This is a genomic window from Ruegeria sp. AB8 (assembly GCF_056542605.1).
The window spans coordinates 128290-149787 of the sequence record NZ_JBQGAB010000003.1; the positions used below are offsets into that span (position 1 = coordinate 128290).

The window sequence follows — 21498 nt, forward strand, 5'->3', positions numbered from 1 at the left end:
CTATCGCCGCCCCTCACGCAGCCAGCCAGCCAGCAGGAACCCGCCAGCCAGCAGCAAGACCAGCCAGGGCGGCAGCAACCCGGCCTGCGTGACATCGCGCGTCTCATAAGCGTCTCTTGGGGTCAGACCGATCCAGCCGCGCCCCGAGGCCGGCCGCCCGACGCGCACATTGCGGATCGACGGCAGCCCGTCCTCCAGACGGACAACACCACCGCGCAAATCTGCCAGAAGCGGTTCCAGCAGGTCGCCGGTTGCTATGGTCTGCTCGAACTCTTTCGGCGCAGCGGGCCCAAGACCGATCACCGCTGAATTCTCACCTTCTTCAAGGCGGTAGAGCCCGATCTCAGGTCCGATATATTGGGCCTCGAACCGTCCCGGTGACACCTCCTCAAGCGTCATGTCCAGCGTTTCGCCATTTGGGCGCGTCACGGTCACGGTCCCAACCTCATCGCTGAGCGTCTGGCGGATGATGCGCATGACCTGACCGTTAGCTTCGGCCCACAGGGCTTCTTCCTCAAGTTCGGGTTCTTTCATCATCCAATGCGCAAGCCTGCGCAGCAGTTCCAGTTGTGGGCCACCGCCTTCGAAGCCCCGGCTCCACAGCCAGGCGTGGTCCGAGGCCAAAAGCGCCACGCGCCCTTCGCCCACACGGTCGAGCACCAGCAACGGCCGATCATCAACCCCGGACATCAACGCCTCACCTGACCGGTGCTTGACATCGATCTGACGCAGCCACGCGCCCCAGGTTTCGGGATCGCCGAGATCGGTTGTAACCGGGTGGCGCTGACCAAGATCCGTGACTTTCGGCACATAGCGTTCCTCAATCACACGCGCGGTCGGCTGCGCGGGCAGGATCGGAGCAAGCGGAGATCGGAAAATGCTGTCAGCCGTCGCAAAATCCGGCCCGGCCGCAATTAGAACCGCACCACCTTCGTTGATGTAGTTGGTGACATTGTCCAGATAGATCGCGGGCAGGATGCCTCGACGCTTGTAGCGGTCAAAGATAATCAGGTCGAAATCGTTGATCTTCTCAAGAAACAGCTCGCGCGTCGGGAAGGCGATCAAAGACAGCTCGTCCACCGGCACCCCGTCCTGTTTTTCCGGCGGGCGCAGGATGGTGAAATGGACAAGGTCGACAGAACTGTCCGATTTCAGAAGGTTACGCCATGTCCGCCCGCCCGGATGCGGTTCTCCGGAAACAAGCAAAACCCGCAGCCGATCACGGACACCGTTCATCTGAATCAGCGCGGTATTGTTGCGATCGGTCAGCTCGCCCTCGGCCTGCGGCACCGAGAACTGGATGACGTTCCGCCCGCCATGCGGCAGCGTTATGGGAAGCTCGACATCCACCCCGATGGGAATGCTGAAGCTTTCCGGCGCGGCCCCGTCGACCGAGATTTCAAGCGGCGCGGTGGCTGCTCCGGCAGGTGCGGCGCCGCTGTCCTCGACCCGCAAGGTCAGCGTCACGGGCTCTCCGATAATGGCAAAGGCAGGCGCGTTGCGGACAATCAGTCGACGGTCCCAATCGCTGGCACGGCCGGTTTGCAGCAGATGCAATGGCGCGGGCAGGTTCGGGGCCTGATCGACGTCATGCACGATACCGTCCGAGACCACCAGTATCCCGGCGATACGCGCACGGGGTTCTTCCGCCAGCGCCTCGTTGAGGGCAGCCATCACCCGCGTGCCTTCATCCCCGTCACCGTCGCCGACGGCGATGCGGCGCAGTTCGGTATTGTCGCGGGATTCGATTTCTGCCGCCAGTTCCTCTGCGGCCCGTGCCGTCTGATCGGCGCGATCCGACAGGGTCTGACTGGCGCTTTCATCCTCGATCATCAGGACGATATCCGTCAGAGGCGCGCGATCCTCGACCTGATAGACCGGACCGGACAGCGCCGCGACAACGACCAAAGCCGCCAACCCGCGCAAGGCCCAGCCGGACAGTCCGCGCCACAGCGCAAGAATGACGCCGCCCAGCGCAACCCCGGCGACAATGGCCAATACCGGCCATGGGATCAGCGGATCAAAGATGACGGTTCCGGTCATTGCCCCAACCTGTCTAGCAAAGCGGGCACATGGACCTGATCGGATTTATAGTTCCCGGTCAGAACGTGCATCACCAGGTTCACACCAAAACGGTTGGCCAGTTCGCGCTGACGTTCGCCGGCATAACCGCGCCCAACCGGCAGCAGGGCCTGCCCGTTTCGGTCGATGGCCCAGGCACCGGCCCAGTCATTGCCGCCGATCACCACCGGGGTGACATTGTCGTTGAGGTTTCGGAACGGCATCCCTTCGATCTGTTCCGCATCCGGCGGCGCGGCTTCGACCCAGACCTCTGCCCCGCCATATCGTCCCGGAAAATCCTGCAGCAGATAAAAGGCACGTGTCAGAACATGATCGCGCGGAACAGGCTCTAACGACGGGATGTTTAAAGGTCCGGCCAATTGTTGAAGCTTGCGCCCGTTAGGACTGGCGGCGCCAAAACGGGCCACATCCGAGTCGCGTGTATCGAACAGGATCATTCCGCCCGAGCGCAGATACGCATTGAGCTTTGCGTACGCCTCGGAGGAAGGCTGAGGCTGATCCGGTGTGATGGGCCAGTACAGAAGTGGAAAGAACGCAAGTTCGTCGCGTTCCAGATCGACGCCGATTGGCTCGGCTGGTTCCACGGAGGTTCGGAACAACAGTGTTTGCGAAAGCCCGCGCATACCGGCCCCTGCAACGGCATCCACATTCTCGTCACCCGTCAGTACATGAGCCAGAACCAACTCCTGCGTGGCGCTTAGCGCAAATTCGGTGTCTTCGGGGGATTGGGCCTGCGCCTCGGGGGTCAGCATCAATGCGCCAAGGGCCACCACCGCCGTACGCGCCAAGCCCAACCGCCCGGACAAGGCCAGCGAGGCGATCACGTCCACCGTCAGCAACAGCAGCGCGAGGCTCAGCAACAGGCCCCCGATCGGGGTTTCCGTGTTAACTTCCTGCCCCCTGATCGTCACATCCCCAGACCAAACCACCGGCTGGAATGTCGCGTCCTCGGTCAGCGCGTTCAGCGCCAGTTTCTGTTTACCGCTTTCATACAGTCCCGGCCGCAATTCCGGACCGACCGCCCGGGACAACAGATCAACACCGTCCACCCCGGCCAGATTGCCCGCATCCGAAAGCGACCCGAACCCGTCCAGAACTTGAATCGGCTCCCAGACGGTGCCCTGCAACTGAGCCTCCTGCCGGGATTTTGCGGCCGAGGCCACGGCCAGACGGTCCAGCATTTCGACAAACAAACCGGACAGAGGAACGGTCGACCATTCCGCGTCAGCCGTGACGTGAAACAGCACGACCTGGCCCAGACCCAATGTCTTTCGGGTGACCAGCGGCGTTCCGTCAGACAGCGATGCAATCACCCGATCGGCCAGATTAGGGTCTGGTTGGGCCATGACCTGCGTAGTGACAGTCACATCACCGGGGATCTGCAGGCCATAGAATGGCGAGCCTTCGACAAATGGCGCCAACCCCTTGGCTTCTCCCCAACTCATCGCGCCACCGACCGAACGCCCGCCGCTGCGCAGACGAACCGGCAACAAGGCGTCTTCATCCTTGCGGCCCAGATCACTTGCCGCCATGCGCGGGCCCGCAAAGCGCAGCAACAGCCCACCCTCTTCGACCCATTGAACCAATTCAGCCTGTTCCGTGTCAGAGAGTTTGGCCACATCCGCCAGCACGATCACATCAGGGTTGGCAGGCAACACATCCAGCAAACCGCCATCGACAAAATCAGCGGTCGGTCTGAGAACCTGTGTGAGATAATGCAGCGGCGACAGCAGTTCCAGCCCCTCGCGGTTCAGCGTACCGGCAATCAGGGCAACCTCGCGCCGCCGCAGGCTGTCATCGGTCAGCGTCGTGGTCCCGGCTGAGCGCTGGCCTTGAATTTCGAACCGCGTAATCCGGGCGCGCAACTCGGAAGGCAGTGACAGATCAACCTGCGCCTGGCTTTCACCATCCTCGAACGTCACATCGACCGATTGCAGAACACGCATTGCACCTGCGGGGTCGCGGCCCTGAGCCAGGATCGTCAGCGACATGGCCGGTCCGGGTTCCGAGCGCAGCGCTGTCACCTGAATAACGCCGTCCTGATACGCTGCGGGCAATAGTGCAAGAACCGGCGCAGACGGACGGTAGACCGTAACGCTCCCGCGCGCCTGCAGGGCGGATAACATCCGGTCGTGGCCGGGGTAGTTCAGCCGGTCGCTGAACCAGCGTGTCTCGAACCCGCCATCGACCTCGGCCAGCGCCGCCAACACCTGATCCAACTGTTTCGGGCTTGGCTGCCAAGGCATCGGCATCAGGCCCGGCAGGCGCCCGCGCCATGCCTCAGCGGCCTGAAAAACCGGTGTTTCCGGGTCGGTCAGGCGCAAAATCGATACGGGGCGACCGGCACGACCAGCCTCGGTCAATTGCGCGTCGATCTGATCCAGCGTAGCTGACCAACGCGTTCCTCCGGCCCAACTGGCGTCCAGAACCATCAGAAGCGGACCCGATCCTGCCTGATCACGCGACGGGTTCAGAACCGGCCCGGCCAGCCCGATGATGATCGCCGCCGCCGCCAGCATCCGTAACAGCAGCAGCCACCACGGGGTTCGGTCCGAGACGCTTTCGTCATCCTTCAACCCAAGCAGCAATGTAACCGCCGGGAACAGTCGGCGAATGGGTGCCGGTGGCACGGCGCGCAGAATCAGCCACAGGATCGGCAGGGTCAGAAGGCCCAGCAGCACCCATGGGGCTGTAAATCCGATGCCTGCCAGAACCGTCATTGCGTACCTCCGTCCAACGCACGATAGAGCCACAACAGAGCCGCTTGCGCGCTTTCACCGGTGTGGTGCTGACCCAGTTGCCAGCCAGTTGCACGACAAAGCTGCGTCAGCGCATCCTTGCGCTCGGCCAACCTGCCAAGATAGCGGTCGCGCAGATCTCCGGCCTTCAGGGTTTCATGCCGGACCGAGCCGCCGACGCTTTCGAAAATGGTGCGCCCCTGGAAGGGAAAGGTCTCCTCGCCGGGGTCCAGAACCTGCAGCAAAACACCGCGAACACCGCGATCCGCAGCCTTGGTCAGCGCCAGTTCAACCTCATCCAGCGGACCCAGGAAATCAGAGATGAACACAGCCCGGGCATGCGGAACCATGGCCCGGTGTTCCGGTGGTGCATAGTCGACCTCGGTGTCCTCGGACCAGGCTTGCGCCAGCCGGATGATCTGGGCGTTGCCCCGCCGCGGCGGCAGCGTGGTGCCGGTCAGTCCGACGCGCTCACCACCCCGCACCAGCAAGATCGCTGTCGCCAGACCCAGCAGTCGCGCCCGGTCCGCCTTGGTCGGCAGCGCCCTGTCCGAGGCAAACCGCATCGATGCGCCCTGATCGACCCACAGCATGATCGACTGGGCGATCTGCCATTCCCGCTCGCGCACGAACTGCTGATCCCCCCGCGCCGAGCGTCGGTGGTCGATCAGACGGCGACTGTCACCGGCCTGCGCCGGGCGGTATTGCCAGAAATCGTCGCCCAGGCCCGAACGCCGTCGCCCGTGGTCACCCAGCAGGACGGTTCCGGCCAGATGTTCGGCCCGCGCCAAAAGGGGCGGCAGCCGGGACGCCTCGGCCTCGGATTTTTCACGAAGGGTCAGCGCGGCATTCACGCCGCGGCCTCGGTACGCACCAATCCGGCGGCGGTGGTGTCGATCAGGCTGGCCAGACTGTCACCACGCGCACGCGCTGCAAAGTTCAGCGCCATGCGATGGCTGAGCACCGGACGCGCCATGTCCAGCACATCCTCGGCATTGGGCGCCAGACGCCCCTGCAACATCGCGCGGGCGCGCACGGTCATCATCAGCGCCTGTGCCGCCCGGGGGCCAGGGCCCCAGGCGACTGTTTCAGAAACACGGTCCGAAACGCCCGGTTCTTCGGGGCGGAAGGCGCGGACCAGATCAAGGATCAGTTCGACCACCGATTCACCCACCGGCATCCGGCGCAACAGGACCTGTGCCGCCAGCAATTCCTCTTTGGTGAAAATCTGGTTGGCCTCGTCTTCTTCCACGCCCGTCGTCGCCAACAGAATGTCCCGTTCGGTTTGACGATCCGGGTATTCGACATCGATCTGAACCAAGAACCGGTCCAGCTGCGCTTCGGGCAATGGATAGGTGCCTTCCTGTTCGATTGGGTTCTGCGTTGCCAGCACATGGAACGGAACACCCAGCGAGCGATCTTCGCCCGCGACCGTCACCGTGCGCTCCTGCATCGCCTGCAGCAGCGCCGACTGGGTGCGCGGGCTGGCGCGGTTGATCTCGTCCGCCATCAGCAATTCGCAGAAAATCGGGCCGGGGATGAACCGGAAATGACGGCTGCCATCATCGGCGGTATCCAGAACTTCGGACCCCAGAATATCGGCAGGCATCAGGTCAGGCGTGAACTGGATGCGATTGCCATGCAGGCCCATCACGGTCGACAGCGTTTCCACCAGCCGCGTTTTACCCAGCCCGGGCAGACCGATCAACAATGCGTGACCACCACATAAAAGCGCCGTCAGGGTCAGGTCCACGACCCTCTCCTGCCCGATAAAGCGGCGGGTGATCGAGGTCTTGGCCTCTTGCAGCTTGTTTTCCAGCGCTTCGATCTCGGCGACGAGGTCGGCAGGTTCGGACATGGTTTTCCCTTCCGTGGACGAATATGATTGAAGTGTATCGCGCTGACAGGAAATGGCAAAAGCAATGAGCGGACAAAAACCTGTGACACCTTCTCCCGATGGTCTTGCAGCCTCGGTCAAATCGGTCAAAAGGCGGGGTTTACCGCCCGTTCACCTTTGGAATCCTCCGTTTTGCGGCGATCTGGACATCCGTATCGCCAAAGATGGTTCGTGGAGTTATTTAGGCTCACCCATCAACCGTTTCGAGCTTGTGAAGCTTTTTTCCTCAATTCTTAAGAAAGAAGACGGGGAGTATTTTCTGGTGACCCCGGTCGAAAAGGTGGGAATCACCGTCGAGGATGCACCCTTTGTCGCCGTGGACTTTGACAACACCGATGAAAGCGGTGCGCAAGTCCTGACGTTCACAACCCAGGTGGGCGATACGGCTGCCGCAGGGCCCGATCACCCGATCCGCATTGTCATCGATCCGGAAACGAATGAACCGTCCCTTTACATATTGATGCGCGCAAACCTTGAGGCGCGCGTTGACCGCAAAAGCTTTTACCGCCTTGTCGACATCGGCACTGACCATGATGGCTGGTTCGGCGTCTGGTCAGGGGGCGTTTTCTTTCCCTTGATCCAGTCTGATGCGCTGGAGCGTAACTAGGCCAGGCGCACCGATCTTCGGTCTTGTGCCAGCACAACCGCCAGCGCGACGATGCCCGCGCCCAGCGCGCGGGTCCAGTTCCACTCTTCCCCAAGCATCACCATGATCAGCATTACGTAGAACGGCGCGATGTTGATGTGAAACGAGGCCAGCGCGACGCCCAGCCTTGCGATGGAGCCAACAAACAGAATCTGACTGATCCCCATCGAAATCAGCGCATAGATCGCCAGCATCCCGACCTGATCAACGTCAATCGGAGCAGACAGCAGAATATCCATCCCCAACTGATGCGACAGGATCATCAGAATGGTGGCCATGACCAGACCACCGACAAAAACGATCGTGGTGCGCCCGGTCTGGCTCAGTTCGGGGAAATCCCTCGCCGTTGCCTGACTGGCCCAGCAGAACAGAACCGTTGAAAGAACGGCGCAGACCGCGCCCAAGCCCAGCTGCGCCGGGGCGATTGAACTGGTGGCGATCAGGCCTCCGATAATCGATACAGCAACGCCAAGGGCAAAGTTCCACTTCAGACGCCGCGTACCTGCGGCAAGCTCGAGCAAGGTTGCCGTCAGCGGGGCGCAGGACGCGATGATCGCGACGGTGACGGGATCCGTCAGTTTCTGTGCGAGGATGATCAGGAACATGCCGGTGCCTATGCCAAGCCCGCCCACCAACAGCGCGTGCCGCCACCGTGCGCGAAGAACACGTGTCGGACCGTCTATCAGGATCCAGACCGGCACCAGAACAAGCACCGCCAAAGCCAGGCGCGCCGCCAACAGGGCGACCGGGGGCCAGCTTTGAAGCAATACCTCAGCCGCCGGAAACCCGGCAGCCCAGCACAGCATAGACGCAACCGCCAGACCATTGCCCGACAAGGCAGAGCTCTGGCCTTGGGGTACAGAAGCGGATTGACCGCGAACGGTTTCAGAGCTCATCGCCATGAATTTCAGACCTTCTGTTGGCAGGGCGTCGCAAAATTGATTCGCCGCACAGGCCCGACGGTCGGCGATGTGCCACCGCTATTCTGGTCGATTTTCGACAATCTGTCGTTTTCAGTCCCTTTCCCGGACATCACCCCGGGTCTAAGGTCCCGGTAAAAGGAACACCGAGCACATGCCAAGATTTGCCGCAAATATCTCGCTTCTGTTTGCCGAACTTCCCTATCTGGACAGGTTCGAGGCGGCCGCGCGTGCCGGGTTTTCGGCCGTGGAGATACTGTTTCCATACGATCTCGCGGCCCGTGAAACCAGCCGCGCCCTGCTGGAAAACGGGCTTGAGCTGTTGCTGATCAACGCCCCACCGCCCAACTACACGGGCGGTCAGCCCGGCTATGCCGCCGTTCTGGGCGGCGAGGCCCGCTTTCAGACCGATATCCGCCGGGTCCTGAGATATGCGCAGGTGCTGCGCGCGGGTCAGATGCACATCATGTCCGGCTATGCAGAAGGCTCAGCAGCGTTTGAGACCTTTGTGCGAAATCTTCAATGGGCCGCTGATTTCGCGCCCACGCAGAAATTCACGATCGAACCGCTGAATACGACGTCGCAACCCGGATATTTTCTGAATGACTATGATCTGGCCGCCAATGTGCTGGACCGCGTGGATCGCCCAAATCTCGGCCTGCAATATGACAGCTTTCACGCAGAAATGATCCACGGTGATGCGCTTGCCATCTGGGACCGTTTTCACCCCCTTGTCACTCATGCACAGATCGGTGCGGCCCCAGACCGCGCTGAACCGGGGCGCGGTGACACGGATTTTCCTGCGCTTTTCGATGCCATGGATCGCTGCGGCTATACCGGGTGGGTCAGCGCCGAATACACCCCGTCAACCGACCGAACCGCAGCCTCGCTGGGCTGGATGCAGGGATGGGGTACTGGAATTCAGGCCTGAAATGCCACACATGGGGGGCAATCAACTGACAGGATAACCGGATGATACCCGCTCGTTACGCTCATGCCATGTACGGACTTATCATGTCTGGTCTGATGTCCTGCATGGTGACCGGCATTGCCACGGTCAAGGCGGTGGGGTTTGGGCCGGGCACACTGAGCGACTGGATCGCATCCTGGATGTTTTGCTGGCCAATCGCCTTTACCGTGATCCTGCTGCTTGGTCCCGCAGTGAAACGGCTGGTAGAACGACTGGTCAGGCCCGAAGCCTGACCCGCCGCAAAGATGGCCCGCCGGGCCTGATGCGCGGCGCGTTCCCCGGGTTAGTGCGCCTCGGCCCAGTTGGCGCCCTTCCCTGCATCGACAACCAGTTTGACATCCAGCCTGACCGCGGGATCGGACGCGCCTTCCATCACATCGCGCGCGATACGGATCGTTTCGTCCACAGCGTCTTCGGCCACTTCGAACAACAATTCGTCATGCACCTGCAGTAGCATCTTGGCCGGCAACCCCCTGATCGCTTCCGGCATCCGCACCATAGCGCGGCGGATTACGTCCGCCGCCGTGCCCTGAATCGGCGCATTGATCGCCGCGCGGCGCGAAAACCCGGCATGCGGCCCTTTGGCGTTGATCTCGGGCGTATGGATTTTGCGCCCGAACAAGGTCTGAACGTAGCCATGCTCTTTGGCAAAAGCGACCGTGTCATCCATGTATTTCCGTATCCCGGGGAAGCGTTCGAAATAGCGGTCGATAAACCCCTGCGCCTCGGCCCTTGGGATACGCAGATTGCGGGCCAGACCAAAGCCCGAGATGCCGTAGATCACGCCAAAGTTGATCGCCTTGGCCTGACGGCGAATATCCGGTGTCATTTCGTCCAGCGGCACGTCGAACATTTCGGACGCGGTCATGGCGTGAATGTCCAGCCCATCAGAAAACGCCTGTTTCAAGGCGGGGATATCGGCAATATGCGCCAGAATCCGCAGTTCGATCTGACTATAATCGAGGCTGACCATCACATTTCCGGGCTCGGCGATGAACGCCTCGCGAATGCGCCGCCCTTCCTCGGTCCGCACCGGAATGTTCTGCAGGTTCGGATCGGTCGAGGCCAGACGACCCGTATTGGCCCCGGTGATCGAATATGACGTATGCACCCGGCCTGTATCCGGGTTGATATGGGTTTGCAGCGCGTCGGTGTAGGTCGATTTCAGTTTGGACAACTGCCGCCAGTCCAACACCCGGCGCGGCAACTCGTGCTCGGTCGCGAGATCCTCCAGAATATCGGCCCCAGTCGAATACTTCCCGGTCTTGCCCTTTTTGCCGCCCTCAAGCCCCATCTTGTCGAACAGGATTTCGCCCAGCTGGGCAGGAGAACCGACGTTGAAATTCTCTCCCGCCAGTTCGTGAATATCAGCCTCTAACCCGGCCATTTTCTGTGCAAATGCATTGGACATTCGGCTCAGAACATCGCGGTCGACCTTGATTCCATGCATTTCCATTTCGGCCAATACCGGGACCAGCGGGCGTTCCAGCGTTTCATAAACCGTCGTCACCTGAACCTGATGCAGTTGCGGCTTGAACAGCTTCCACAGGCGCAAGGTTATGTCCGCATCCTCGGCGGCATAAGCCGTCGCCTCGTCAATCGGCACCTTGTCAAAGGTAATCGCCGATTTTCCGGACCCCAGCAGCGGTTTGATCGGGATCGGTGTGTGGCTCAGATACCGTTCGGACAGCGTATCCATACCATGACCGTGCTCTCCGCCATGCATGGAGTAGGACATCAGCATCGTGTCATCGATCGGCGAAACGTTGACACCATAGCGCGCAAAGATCTTGGCATCGTATTTCATGTTCTGCCCGATTTTCAGGATCGAGGGGTCCTCGAGCATCGGTTTCAGCAGGGTCAGAGCCTCATCCAGCGGCATCTGTCCCTCGGCCAGTGCATCCGAACCGAACAGATCATCAGCGGATCCATCGCGGTGCGTCAGCGGAATGTAACAGGCCTCGCCCGCCTCTATGCACAGCGATATGCCAACCAGACCGGCAATCATTTCATTGAGGCCGGTGGTTTCGGTGTCCACGGCGACCCAGCCGCGTTCATAGCCTTGATCGATCCATTTCAGAAGCGCGCCTGCGTCCCTGACGCATTCGTATTTCGACGCATCGAACGGAACCGCTTCGGCTTCCTCAACCTCGGCGGCAGGCGCGGGCGCATCAGCGATGACCGGAGCCTCGGCCCCCAGCTTGTCAGCAATACGCTTGGTAAGCGTCCGAAACTCCATCTCGGCCAGAAAACCCAGCAGAGTTTCGGCATCCGGGTCCTTCACCTCCAGATCGTCCAGCGAGAAATCCAGCGGCGTGTTTTCGTCCAGTTGCACCAGTTTCTTCGACAACTCGATCTGGTCACGCTTCTCGATCAGGGTCTGGCGGCGTTTGGGTTGTTTGATCTCTTCGGCCCGGTCCAGCAGGGTTTCCAGATCACCGTATTCGTTGATCAGCAGCGCCGCGGTCTTGACCCCGATCCCCGGCGCGCCTGGTACGTTGTCGACCGAATCCCCGGCCAGCGCCTGCACATCCACCACGCGCTCGGGCCCGACGCCGAATTTTTCGACTACGCCGTCGCGGTCGATACGCTTGTTTTTCATCGCATCAAGCATCTCGACCCCGTCACCGACTAGTTGCATCAGGTCCTTGTCAGAGCTGACGATGGTCACACGGCCCCCCGCCGCACGCGCCTGAACGGCCAGCGTTGCGATGATGTCATCCGCCTCATAACCCTCCAGTTCCTTGCAAGCGATATTGAAGGCGCGCGTCGCTTCACGGGTCAGAGGCATCTGCGGGCGCAGGTCTTCGGGCATTGCCTCGCGGTTGGCCTTGTACTGATCATAAAGATCATTCCGGAACGTGTGCGAACCCTTGTCGAAGATCACCGCCACATGAGTCGGCGCATCCGGCCCGGCGTTCCCTTCCACATATTTCTGCAGCATGTTGCAAAAGCCCGACACAGCACCGATCGGCAAGCCATCGGATTTCCGCGTCAGCGGCGGCAGCGCGTGGTAAGCCCTGAAAATAAAGGCCGATCCATCGATCAGATGCAGGTGACACCCTTTTCCGAAATTGCTCATGCGCGCTCTCCCTGTCGGTCAGGGATGGTTCTGCCACAGGGGCGCTCGGGTGGCCAGTCAAGAAGGCGATCTATCTGGCGCAAATATGTCGACCTACGCTGTGCTGAATGCCCTGCGTGCCTTGTCCCAACGCAACCCCGTGCGATCTGCGATCATCTGCATCTGCTTGTTCAGCGAGCGATCATTCAATCGGCGGTTCAGCGTGCGCAAGGGAATGAGGTTACGTTCCCCGTACCCATCAATCAAAAGAAACATGCGGACCTGACCACGCAGCCCGTAGACGATGTTCTGTTCGTGGATATCGCGCCCCACGATCTGATATTCGAACAGCTTTTGAACAAATCGATTGAGGTCGGCCAAGACTTCCTCGGTCAGCTTGTGCTGCTCACACATCCACAACAGATGTTTTGCCAGTTTGGAGTCTTCGGATTGAACACGCTCCACCACAACCCCCGGCCCGACATCCGTCTGTACGACGCCAAACGACCGCGCCAAAGGCAGTTGCGCAATGTCCTCACCGCTTTTCAACGCGGCTTTCAGCTCACACTCGATCTCTTTCAGGGCGTTGCGATATGCGGTGTCCGGCATGATCCGCCTGATCAACCGCTTGGAAAAGGAACGGTTTCGACGTGTTCGCGGGCGCGTTACCTTGATCAACAGGTCAGGCTGGCCCGGATACGCGTATACGTTTCTGTGGCCGCCTTTTGCCAAGGGCTCCTGATCCGACAGGTGCAAAAGCTGTACTGCACAAAGCATCCGGCCTCCGTTCCGCGCGGCACGTGTCACGCTGTCAGCTTGATGCCTCGCTGCCAGACAGCACGTATTTGCAGTCGCAATAGGGGCATTCAACCCAGCCGGTATCCTCGGGGATCTGCAACCAGACGCGCGGATGGCCCAATGCCCCCTCGCCGCCATCGCAGGCGACACGAGCGGTTTCGACGATCTTGGTTTCCGGCGCTTCGATGGTCACGGCTGGCGATCCTTCTTCGGTTGTCGGCCTCGCGGGCATGTATTAGGTGCGTTTATGAGCGATGAGCAAACCGGGGGCAAGAGCCACATGAGCGATGCGGCAATCAGGATCGAAGGGTTGCGCAAGACCTATCGCGGCGGCAAGGGCCAGCCCGAAAAGCAGGCGCTGAAAGGTATTGATCTTACGGTTCCGCGTGGATCGGTTTTTGGTCTGCTGGGACCGAACGGGGCCGGGAAGTCCACCCTGATCAATATTCTGGCCGGGTTGGTGATAAAATCCGCGGGCAACGTGTCGATCTGGGGCTTTGATCAGGATCAGCATCCCCGCCAGTCGCGGGCGGCCATCGGCGTGATGCCGCAGGAATTGAACCTTGACCCCTTCTTCACACCACGCGGCGCTTTGGAGGTTCAGGCAGGTCTATATGGCGTGCCCAGGGCGCAGCGCCGCAGCGATGAGATCCTCGAACTGGTTGGCCTGAGCGACAAGGCCGAAGCCTACGCCCGCACCCTGTCGGGTGGTATGCGGCGGCGGTTGTTGCTGGCTAAGGCACTGGTCCACCACCCCAGGATTCTGGTTTTGGATGAACCGACGGCGGGCGTGGATATCGAACTGCGCCAGATGCTTTGGGCCAATGTTCGAAAGCTGAACGAGCAGGGCATGACCATTATCCTGACCACGCACTACCTGGAAGAAGCGCAGGAGATGTGTGACGAGATCGCCATCATCAACCATGGCGAAAAGATCGCGCAGGACAGCACCGCGAACCTGCTGGGCCGTATGGACAGCCGCACCATGGTGATTGTGCCGGACAACCCGGTCGCCGACCTGCCCGCGACGCCGGGGGTTGAGGCCACGCTGCGCGAAGATGGCAACCTTGTCCTTCAGTATCGAAGCGCCCAGACCAGCGCCGAACAGGTTCTGGAATCGGTGCGCGCGGCCAATATTCGTATCCGCGATGTCCGTACCGAAGAGGCCGATCTCGAGGATGTGTTCCTCGCGCTGACGTCCAGCCGCACGGATGATCCCCCGGCTGCCGATCAGGACCAGCCGCGCCGGGGCATGCACCGGGTCAAGCTTTAGGCCCGGTCTATCCGCGCCTGATAGCAGTTGTTTCGTGCAGACCGGACGTGGATATATGCAACGTCCGGGCGGGTGAAAATCTCCCTGACTTTTTCGCTGATCTGATCCGTTGCAGTGATCGCGCCGGTGCCATAGACGATCCGGTCGTCCTGCCCGTAGCCCTTGATCAGATAGTCGGGCGATGTGGTCAGAATCTCGGGCAGCGCTTCACCCCCGTACTGCTCGCAAGGGGCGGCACATAAGAAGATCGGGCCGGTTTCGGCGTAGGGATGTGTCTCTAAAAAAGGCCGATGTGCCAATATCAGCATTTCTTCGCCCTCAGGAATGTTCTGCAGGCAGTGTCGGCAGGGATTCCCAGCCCCGGTGGAAACTACACGTTCCGGGGTGGCGCCATAGGCATCCGGTCCTCCTTTCTGAAGGGCGCGTACATCTTCGGTCGGTAATGCGGTGATTTTGAACATTTCGGTTCTCCTTTTGGCAACCATGCCCGTGACCTCAAGCCCAGGCGACCCGTTTCCTGCGCAAAGGACTCGAAAAAGAACAAAACGTGAATATAATATGGAATCGCCATGTATGCCGAACTGTCGATCACATCGAATTTCACCTTCCTCACCGGGGCTTCGCACCCCGAGGAGTACATGGAACGTGCCGTCACCCTGGGCCTGTCCACCATCGCGATTGCCGATGACAACTCGGTCGCCGGCATCGTCCGCGCCCACACGCAGGGACGCGAGATCGCCCGCAAGGTGCGTGAACGGCTGGACTGGGAGGCGCAGAACACCTCGATCGGCCCGCCCTGCCCCGATCACATCCCCAAACCGCCCTCTTATCAGGTCCATGCAGTGCCGCGCCTGATCCCGGCGGCGCGGCTGATTTTCACTGACGCGCCCACCGTCACCGCCCTGCCCCTGAACCGGCAGGGTTGGGCCAACCTGTGCCGTATCCTGTCGGCAGGTCGCCTGCGCGCCGAAAAGGGCGACTGCATCCTGCATCTGTCAGACCTTCTGGAGTTCTCCGACGGTCTCCACCTGCTGCTCTGGCCACTGGCGATCCGGTCCCGGGGCGGCGCGAACGCATGGCGGACACAGGCACAACAGCTGACGCGCCGCTTTGCCGGGCGCATACACCTGTTGATGCACCCCCGATATGATGGCGCGGATAGCGCATATTTCTCTGTGTTAGAGACTAAATCCAAGCAACTTGACCTCCCCACACTTGCCAGCGCCACACCGATGATGCATCACGGTGCACGCCGCAAGCTGGCCGATGTGGTGACCGCCATCCGCCTGCGCCGCAAGGTCGACGAACTGGGCCGCGATGCGCTGGCCAACGGGGAACAGCGCCTGCGATCCGAGGCCGAGATGCTGCGGATCTTCAAAGGCTATGAGGGCGCCGTCGCCCGCGCCCATGCACTCAGCGAGCAACTCACCTTCTCGCTGGATGAGTTGCGCTATGAATATCCCAGTGAGGGCAGCGAACAGGAAACCCCGACCCAGCGCCTGCACCGTCTGGCACATGAAGGGCTGAAATGGCGCTATCCGGCAGGCGCGTCGAAGAAGGCGCAAAATATGCTGGCGCATGAGCTCACCCTGATCGGCAAGCTGAAATACGAACCCTATTTTCTGACCGTCCGCGACATCGTCCATTTCGCCCGCTCCCGCGGCATCCTCTGCCAGGGGCGCGGGTCTGCGGCCAATTCGGTGGTCTGTTTCTGCCTCGGCATCACCGAAGTCAGCCCCGAGATGGGCACAATGGTCTTCGAACGTTTTGTCTCGGAAGCTCGCGATGAGCCACCCGATATCGACGTGGATTTCGAACATGAACGCCGTGAAGAGGTGATTCAGCACATATATGACCGCTATGGCCGCGAACGCGCAGGCCTCTGCGCGACGGTCGTGCATTATCGCGGCAAGCGCGCCATACGCGAGGTCGGCCGCGCCATGGGCCTGACCGAAGACACCATATCTGCGCTCTCGTCACAGCTCTGGGGATTCTTCTCGGCTGCAGGGCTCGAGGCGCACCGGATGCGCGAAATCGGCCTCGATCCCGAAGATCGACGGCTAAAACAGACTCTAATGTTGGTATATGAGATCGATGGCTTCCCCCGCCACCTGTCACAGCACGTGGGCGGTTTCATCATTACCGAGGGGCGGCTGGACGAACTTGTCCCCATCGAAAACGCCACCATGGAAGGCCGTACGGTTATCTGCTGGGATAAGGATGATATCGACAGCCTGGGCATCCTAAAGGTCGATGTGCTCAGCCTCGGGATGCTGACCTGTATCCGCAAGGCGTTTGATCTGATCGGGCAGCATCATCAGACCGATTACACATTAGCCACCCTGCCGCCCGAAGACCCGGCGGTTTATGACATGCTGTGTGTGGCCGACAGTGTGGGCGTGTTTCAGGTGGAAAGCCGGGCGCAGATGAACTTTCTGCCGCGGATGAAGCCGCGCAAATTTTATGATCTGGTGATCGAGGTCGCCATCATCCGCCCCGGCCCCATTCAGGGCGACATGGTCCATCCCTATATCCGGCGGCGGAATGGCGAAGAGCCGGTTGTTTTCCCGTCTGATGCGTTGGGTGAGGTGCTGGGCAAGACCATGGGCGTGCCGCTGTTTCAGGAACAGGCGATGCAGATCGCCATCGTGGGCGCGGGTTTCACCCCGGAACAGGCTGACCGATTGCGCCGTTCACTGGCAACATTCAAGAAACATGGCAATGTCAGTGAATTCCGCGCCCTGTTTCTGCGCGGCATGAAGCGCAACGGCTATGAGGATGATTTTGCCGAACGCTGCTTCTCGCAGATCGAAGGCTTCGGCTCATACGGCTTCCCCGAAAGCCACGCGGCCAGCTTTGCGCTGCTGGTCTATGCTTCGGCCTGGATCAAATGCCACCATCCGGGCATTTTCGCCTGCGCGCTGCTGAACTCGCAGCCGATGGGATTCTATGCCCCGGCCCAGATCGTGCGTGATGCGCGCGAGCACGGGGTTCAGGTCCGCCCGGTCTGCATCAATGCCAGTTTCTGGGACAATGTGATGGAACCCGATGGCCATGGTGGGTTGGCCCTGCGGCTGGGGTTCCGCCAGATCAAGGGGCTCAGCGAGGAAGACGCCAGTTGGCTCACCGCCGCGCGCGGCAATGGCTATCATCAGGTCGACGATGTCTGGCGTCGTGCGGGCCTTGGCCCCTCGGTGATCGAACGCCTGGCCGAGGCCGACGCCTTCGCCGCCTGCGATCTGACCCGGCGCGAAGCGCTGTGGCAAGCCAAGGCGATTGCGACCGCCAAACCCTTGCCGCTGTTCTCGCAGGATCTGGAAGGTGAGGCGCTGGATGAGCCCGAAGCCTACCTGCCACAGATGACATTGGGCGAGCAGGTGGTCGAGGACTACGTCGCCACCCGTCTCAGCCTCAAGGCGCATCCGGTGGCCTTGCTGCGGCACCTGCTGACGCCGGGCCAGCGCGACAAAACCACCCCTGTAGCCTGACCAGATAACCGGATATTGCCCAAGAACAGAGTCGAATCCCAGGATCGTCATGACCCGCCCCACCCTGCCCCCACGCTTTCCGGCGACACCGGACCAGATCAACGCGCAAGTCCGCGCTTTCTATGCACGTGTGCGCGAGGATGCCGTGCTTGGCCCGGTCTTTGCCAACCATGTCGACGACTGGCCCGCGCACGAGGAAAAGATCGCCGCCTTCTGGCGCAATGCCATCCTGTTCGAGCGCAGCTATGACGGTAACCCGCAGCGAGTCCATATCGAACGACCCGATGTGAAACCCGAACTTTTCGCCCGCTGGCTCGACCTGTTCGAAGAAGTCGCCACCCAAACGCTACCGCCTGAAACCGCCACGCCGTGGGTCGCATTGGCTCGTCGCATCGGCGTGGGGATGAAGGCCGGAGTGCAATCGGCACGCCAGCCCAAGGACGCGCCGCCGATCCTGCAATGACCTCCGATCATGGCGGCTTTGCCATGTTAGCGGTAAAATAGGGGCTATCCGCCCCCGGAAAATGTGTTTAGTCAAAGGAAAAGCCAGCCCGAGAATTCATCCGGGCTGCCGCGTCGATCGCAACCACACCGACCCACGACCCGAGGCCAACTGATGAGCACTCAAAACTCCACCCTTCGGGGACTTGGCTACGCGTTTCTGGGCTTTGCGGTCTTTGCCAGCCATGACGCGCTGATCAAGGTCCTGGGCGGCACCTATTCGGTGATGCAGATCATCTTTTTCGCCACGCTGTTTTCCTTTGTCCCCATGGCGGTCACGATCCTGACCGACCGGACGACAGGAAACTTTCTACCCCATCATCCATGGCTGGTCCTGCTGCGGTCCGGACTGATGGTCACGGCCATGTCCTGCGCGTTCTATGCCTTCTCGGTCCTCCCGCTGGCCGAGGTCTATTCGCTGCTGTTTTCCTTCCCGCTGATCGTCACGGTCCTGTCGATTCCGATTCTGGGCGAGGTGGTTCGCGCGCAACGCTGGGCCGCGGTCGGCGTGGGCCTGATCGGCGTGCTGATCGTTCTGCGCCCGGGCACAACGGATATCACGCTGGGCCATCTGGCCGCCCTGACGGCCGCCTTCTGCAGCGCCTTTGCCTCGGTCCTGGTACGCAAGATCGGAAACGAAGAACGCTCGGCCGTTCTGATCCTCTACCCTATGCTGCTGGCCATCGTTGTGATGAGCCTCGCCCAACCGGCGGTGTATCTGCCTCCATCGCTGCTGCACCTGGCGATGATGGCCCTTGTCGGCGTTTTCTCGGTGATCGCGCAACATCTGATCATCATGGCCTATCGTTCAGCACCTGCAGGGGTGGTTGCACCCAGCCAGTACAGCCAGATCATCTGGGCCACGATATTCGGAATGGCGTTCTTTGGCGAACAGCCCGACGGCTGGGTCGCTGTCGGCGCCAGCATCATCATTGCATCAGGCGTTTTTGTGGTCTGGCGCGAAAGCCGGTCCAATACCACTTCGGCTAACACACCCGTTCTGCGGGTCCGATCGCCAAGGTCGGATACGGGGGCGTCGAGACCGGGGGAGTAGCGCCACCGCGCACATGAATCTTTACCTGTCGTTGGGCCTGATCTTCAGGCCTCCGTTTACGCCTGCCTCTTCAAATTTTCCTGTCGCGCGAACAAGATCACTCAAGCGTCCGAACCCGTATGATCGCGTGTCGAAAGAGGGGTAATTCTTGAGCAGTTGATTTCCGAGCCAGCCAAGCTCAGCCCATCCGTCGGGTTCTGCAGATTTGAGCACAACATTCCGAATGAGTTGAGAGGCGTGGTTGATTTCCTTTATTGGCGCCAAATTCTTTCCCTTGGTGTCGCTCGCAGCCTGCGGTTCATCCTTCTTGATGTTTTCGATTGAAATGTAGCGGTTGCACGCTGCCTTGAATGCCCAAGGTGCCTTCTCCTCGCCAATCCCGAACACGCTCAACCCCTGTTCACGGATGCGACTGGCAAGCCGCGTGAAATCGCTGTCCGAGGATACTAGAACGAACCCGTCGAACCGGCCCGAATGTAAAATGTCCATCGCATCTATCACCAGGGCGATGTCTCCGGCATTCTTCCTAGTAGTGTTGGCGAACTGCTGATGAGGAACGATGGCGTATTTCGCCAGTTTCTCTGCGCTCCATCCCTGTGGAGCGTCACCCGAGAAATCTCCGTAGATCCGGCGCAGACTGGCTTCACCCAATGTAGCGACTTCCTCGAAAATCTCGACAACATGCTTTGCCGGAACATTCTCCGCATCAATCAAAACCGCCAGCCGGTCCGTACTCCCTGTCGTCACTTCAATTCCTCAACTCACAAATCAATTCGTAGTGAGGAATGTATGAACGAAAAGAGGCGGGAAAATGCCCGCCCCGTGATTATTTTTAATCTGATCAGTAAACTACGACCGACCGGATACTCTCACCCTTATGCATCAGGTCGAAGCCGTGGTTGATGTCATCCAGCCCCATGGTGTGGGTGATCATCGGGTCGATCTCGATCTTACCTTCCATGTACCAATCGACGATCTTGGGCACGTCGGTCCGGCCACGGGCGCCACCAAAGGCGGTGCCGCGCCATGAACGACCAGTGACCAGTTGGAACGGACGGGTCGAGATTTCGGCCCCCGCGGGCGCCACGCCGATGATGATCGACTCACCCCAGCCCTTATGCGCCGATTCCAGTGCTGCGCGCATCACGCCGACATTGCCGGTGGCGTCGAAGGTGTAGTCCGCACCGCCCTTGGTCAGGTTGACCAGATAGGGGACCAGATCGCCTTCGACCTCTTTCGGGTTCACGAAATCGGTCATGCCGAACTTCGTGGCCATCTCGACCTTGGACGGGTTCAGGTCGACGCCGACGATCTGATCCGCTCCGGCCAGACGCAGGCCCTGAATCACGTTCAGGCCGATACCGCCCAGACCGAACACGATGGCACGGCTGCCGATTTCGACCTTGGCAGTGTTGATCACCGCGCCGATGCCGGTGGTCACACCACAGCCGATATAACAGATCTTGTCGAAGGGTGCGTCCTCGCGCACCTTGGCCAGCGCGATTTCCGGCAGAACCGTGTGGTTCGAGAAGGTCGAACAGCCCATGTAGTGCAGGATCGGATCGCCATCCAGCGTCGAAAAGCGCGAGGTGCCGTCGGGCATCAGGCCCTGACCTTGCGTGCTGCGGATCGCCTGGCACAGGTTTGTTTTGGGATGCAGACAGTATTCACACTCACGACATTCCGGAGTGTAAAGCGGGATCACGTGGTCGCCCGGCTTCAGGCTGGTCACACCCGGACCAACCTCGACCACAACACCTGCGCCTTCGTGGCCCAGAATGGCCGGGAACAGGCCTTCGGGGTCAGCACCTGAAAGGGTGAATTCGTCTGTATGGCAGATGCCGGTGGCTTTGATTTCAACCAGAACCTCGCCCGCCTTGGGGCCTTCAAGGTTCACGTCCATCACTTCCAAAGGTTTGCCCGCCTGAACGGCAACGGCGGCACGGGTACGCATGGTGTTTGTCTCCCTGTCTTAAATTGCCCCGACCCTGCGTCAATTGCAGAGCGTTTTCAACTGCGCTTTGATGGCAAATTGGCTAATTGTTTGATATTGCAGAAACGACATTGTCA

General features: G+C 60.5%; 18 protein-coding genes. 7 read left to right on the forward strand and 11 right to left on the reverse strand.

The features are described 5' to 3' along the window. Genes ACR0CG_RS04505 through ACR0CG_RS04520 form a run of 4 tightly spaced genes read right to left on the reverse strand, consistent with a single transcriptional unit; the run spans position 1 to position 6678 of the window. Entirely contained in the window at positions 1-2043 is a 2043-nt protein-coding gene (locus ACR0CG_RS04505; RefSeq protein WP_480523010.1) for a DUF7408 domain-containing protein, read from the reverse strand. Beyond that, positions 2040-4802 (reverse strand): DUF4159 domain-containing protein, encoded by a 2763-nt coding sequence (locus ACR0CG_RS04510; RefSeq protein ID WP_480523011.1) that lies wholly within the window; start codon positions 4800-4802, stop codon positions 2040-2042. Before ACR0CG_RS04510 ends, ACR0CG_RS04505 begins: the two co-directional genes overlap by 4 nt. Further along, a complete protein-coding gene (locus ACR0CG_RS04515) occupies positions 4799-5674 on the reverse strand; it encodes a DUF58 domain-containing protein (RefSeq protein ID WP_480523012.1) in 876 nt (291 codons plus the stop codon). Before ACR0CG_RS04515 ends, ACR0CG_RS04510 begins: the two co-directional genes overlap by 4 nt. Next, the gene (locus tag ACR0CG_RS04520) at positions 5671-6678 is read right to left on the reverse strand and encodes an AAA family ATPase (RefSeq protein WP_480523013.1); all 1008 of its coding nucleotides are present in this window, start codon (positions 6676-6678) and stop codon (positions 5671-5673) included. The genes ACR0CG_RS04515 and ACR0CG_RS04520 overlap by 4 nt, the downstream gene beginning before the upstream one ends. Before the next feature lie 64 nt (positions 6679-6742). Here ACR0CG_RS04520 and ACR0CG_RS04525 point away from each other — a divergent pair, with 64 nt between their 5' ends. After that, positions 6743-7324 carry a DUF1285 domain-containing protein gene (locus ACR0CG_RS04525; protein WP_480523014.1) on the forward strand — a complete coding sequence of 194 codons (582 nt, stop codon included), beginning with the start codon at positions 6743-6745 and terminating at the stop codon, positions 7322-7324. Here the strand turns inward: ACR0CG_RS04525 and ACR0CG_RS04530 are convergent. Next, a complete protein-coding gene (locus ACR0CG_RS04530; RefSeq protein ID WP_480523015.1) occupies positions 7321-8265 on the reverse strand; it encodes a DMT family transporter in 945 nt (314 codons plus the stop codon). The genes ACR0CG_RS04525 and ACR0CG_RS04530 overlap by 4 nt on opposite strands. Positions 8266-8437: 172 nt before the next feature. On the opposite strand from ACR0CG_RS04530, the gene ACR0CG_RS04535 reads away from it, so the two are divergent. Further along, a complete protein-coding gene (locus ACR0CG_RS04535; protein ID WP_480523016.1) occupies positions 8438-9214 on the forward strand; it encodes a hydroxypyruvate isomerase family protein in 777 nt (258 codons plus the stop codon). 41 nt (positions 9215-9255) lie between these two features. Next, positions 9256-9486 (forward strand): DUF2798 domain-containing protein, encoded by a 231-nt coding sequence (locus ACR0CG_RS04540; protein WP_480523017.1) that lies wholly within the window; start codon positions 9256-9258, stop codon positions 9484-9486. A 50-nt stretch (positions 9487-9536) separates the two neighbouring features. Here ACR0CG_RS04540 and polA read toward each other — a convergent pair whose 3' ends face one another. The 3 genes from polA to ACR0CG_RS04555 form a co-directional block, all read right to left on the reverse strand. Further along, positions 9537-12335 (reverse strand): DNA polymerase I, encoded by a 2799-nt coding sequence (gene polA, locus ACR0CG_RS04545; protein WP_170680029.1) that lies wholly within the window; start codon positions 12333-12335, stop codon positions 9537-9539. Positions 12336-12428: 93 nt separating this feature from the next. Continuing rightward, positions 12429-13091 (reverse strand): YrbL family protein, encoded by a 663-nt coding sequence (locus ACR0CG_RS04550; protein WP_170612880.1) that lies wholly within the window; start codon positions 13089-13091, stop codon positions 12429-12431. Between the two features lie 34 nt (positions 13092-13125). After that, the gene (locus ACR0CG_RS04555; RefSeq protein ID WP_170612878.1) at positions 13126-13305 is read right to left on the reverse strand and encodes a zinc-finger domain-containing protein; all 180 of its coding nucleotides are present in this window, start codon (positions 13303-13305) and stop codon (positions 13126-13128) included. 87 nt (positions 13306-13392) lie between these two features. On the opposite strand from ACR0CG_RS04555, the gene ACR0CG_RS04560 reads away from it, so the two are divergent. Then, positions 13393-14385 (forward strand): ABC transporter ATP-binding protein, encoded by a 993-nt coding sequence (locus ACR0CG_RS04560; protein ID WP_170619097.1) that lies wholly within the window; start codon positions 13393-13395, stop codon positions 14383-14385. Here the strand turns inward: ACR0CG_RS04560 and ACR0CG_RS04565 are convergent. Then, the gene (locus ACR0CG_RS04565; RefSeq protein WP_480523018.1) at positions 14382-14846 is read right to left on the reverse strand and encodes a DUF1203 domain-containing protein; all 465 of its coding nucleotides are present in this window, start codon (positions 14844-14846) and stop codon (positions 14382-14384) included. The genes ACR0CG_RS04560 and ACR0CG_RS04565 overlap by 4 nt on opposite strands. 108 nt (positions 14847-14954) lie before the next feature. Here ACR0CG_RS04565 and ACR0CG_RS04570 point away from each other — a divergent pair, with 108 nt between their 5' ends. The 3 genes from ACR0CG_RS04570 to ACR0CG_RS04580 all read left to right on the forward strand — a co-directional run bounded on the left by ACR0CG_RS04570 (position 14955) and on the right by ACR0CG_RS04580 (position 19428). Then, positions 14955-17873: an error-prone DNA polymerase gene (locus ACR0CG_RS04570; protein WP_480523019.1), complete on the forward strand. Its 2919-nt coding sequence runs from the start codon at positions 14955-14957 to the stop codon at positions 17871-17873. 49 nt (positions 17874-17922) lie between these two features. Beyond that, complete coding sequence (locus tag ACR0CG_RS04575; RefSeq protein ID WP_480523020.1) at positions 17923-18336, forward strand: group III truncated hemoglobin; 414 nt, start codon at positions 17923-17925, stop codon at positions 18334-18336. Positions 18337-18489: 153 nt separating this feature from the next. Then, positions 18490-19428, forward strand: a complete 939-nt coding sequence (locus tag ACR0CG_RS04580; RefSeq protein WP_480523021.1) for a DMT family transporter — start codon at positions 18490-18492, stop codon at positions 19426-19428. A 21-nt stretch (positions 19429-19449) separates the two neighbouring features. Here ACR0CG_RS04580 and ACR0CG_RS04585 read toward each other — a convergent pair whose 3' ends face one another. Together ACR0CG_RS04585 and ACR0CG_RS04590 are read right to left on the reverse strand one after the other, a co-directional pair. After that, positions 19450-20175, reverse strand: a complete 726-nt coding sequence (locus tag ACR0CG_RS04585) for an NYN domain-containing protein (protein WP_480523022.1) — start codon at positions 20173-20175, stop codon at positions 19450-19452. 94 nt (positions 20176-20269) lie between these two features. Further along, positions 20270-21382, reverse strand: a complete 1113-nt coding sequence (locus tag ACR0CG_RS04590; protein ID WP_480523023.1) for an S-(hydroxymethyl)glutathione dehydrogenase/class III alcohol dehydrogenase — start codon at positions 21380-21382, stop codon at positions 20270-20272. Between the last annotated feature and the right edge of the window lie 116 nt (positions 21383-21498).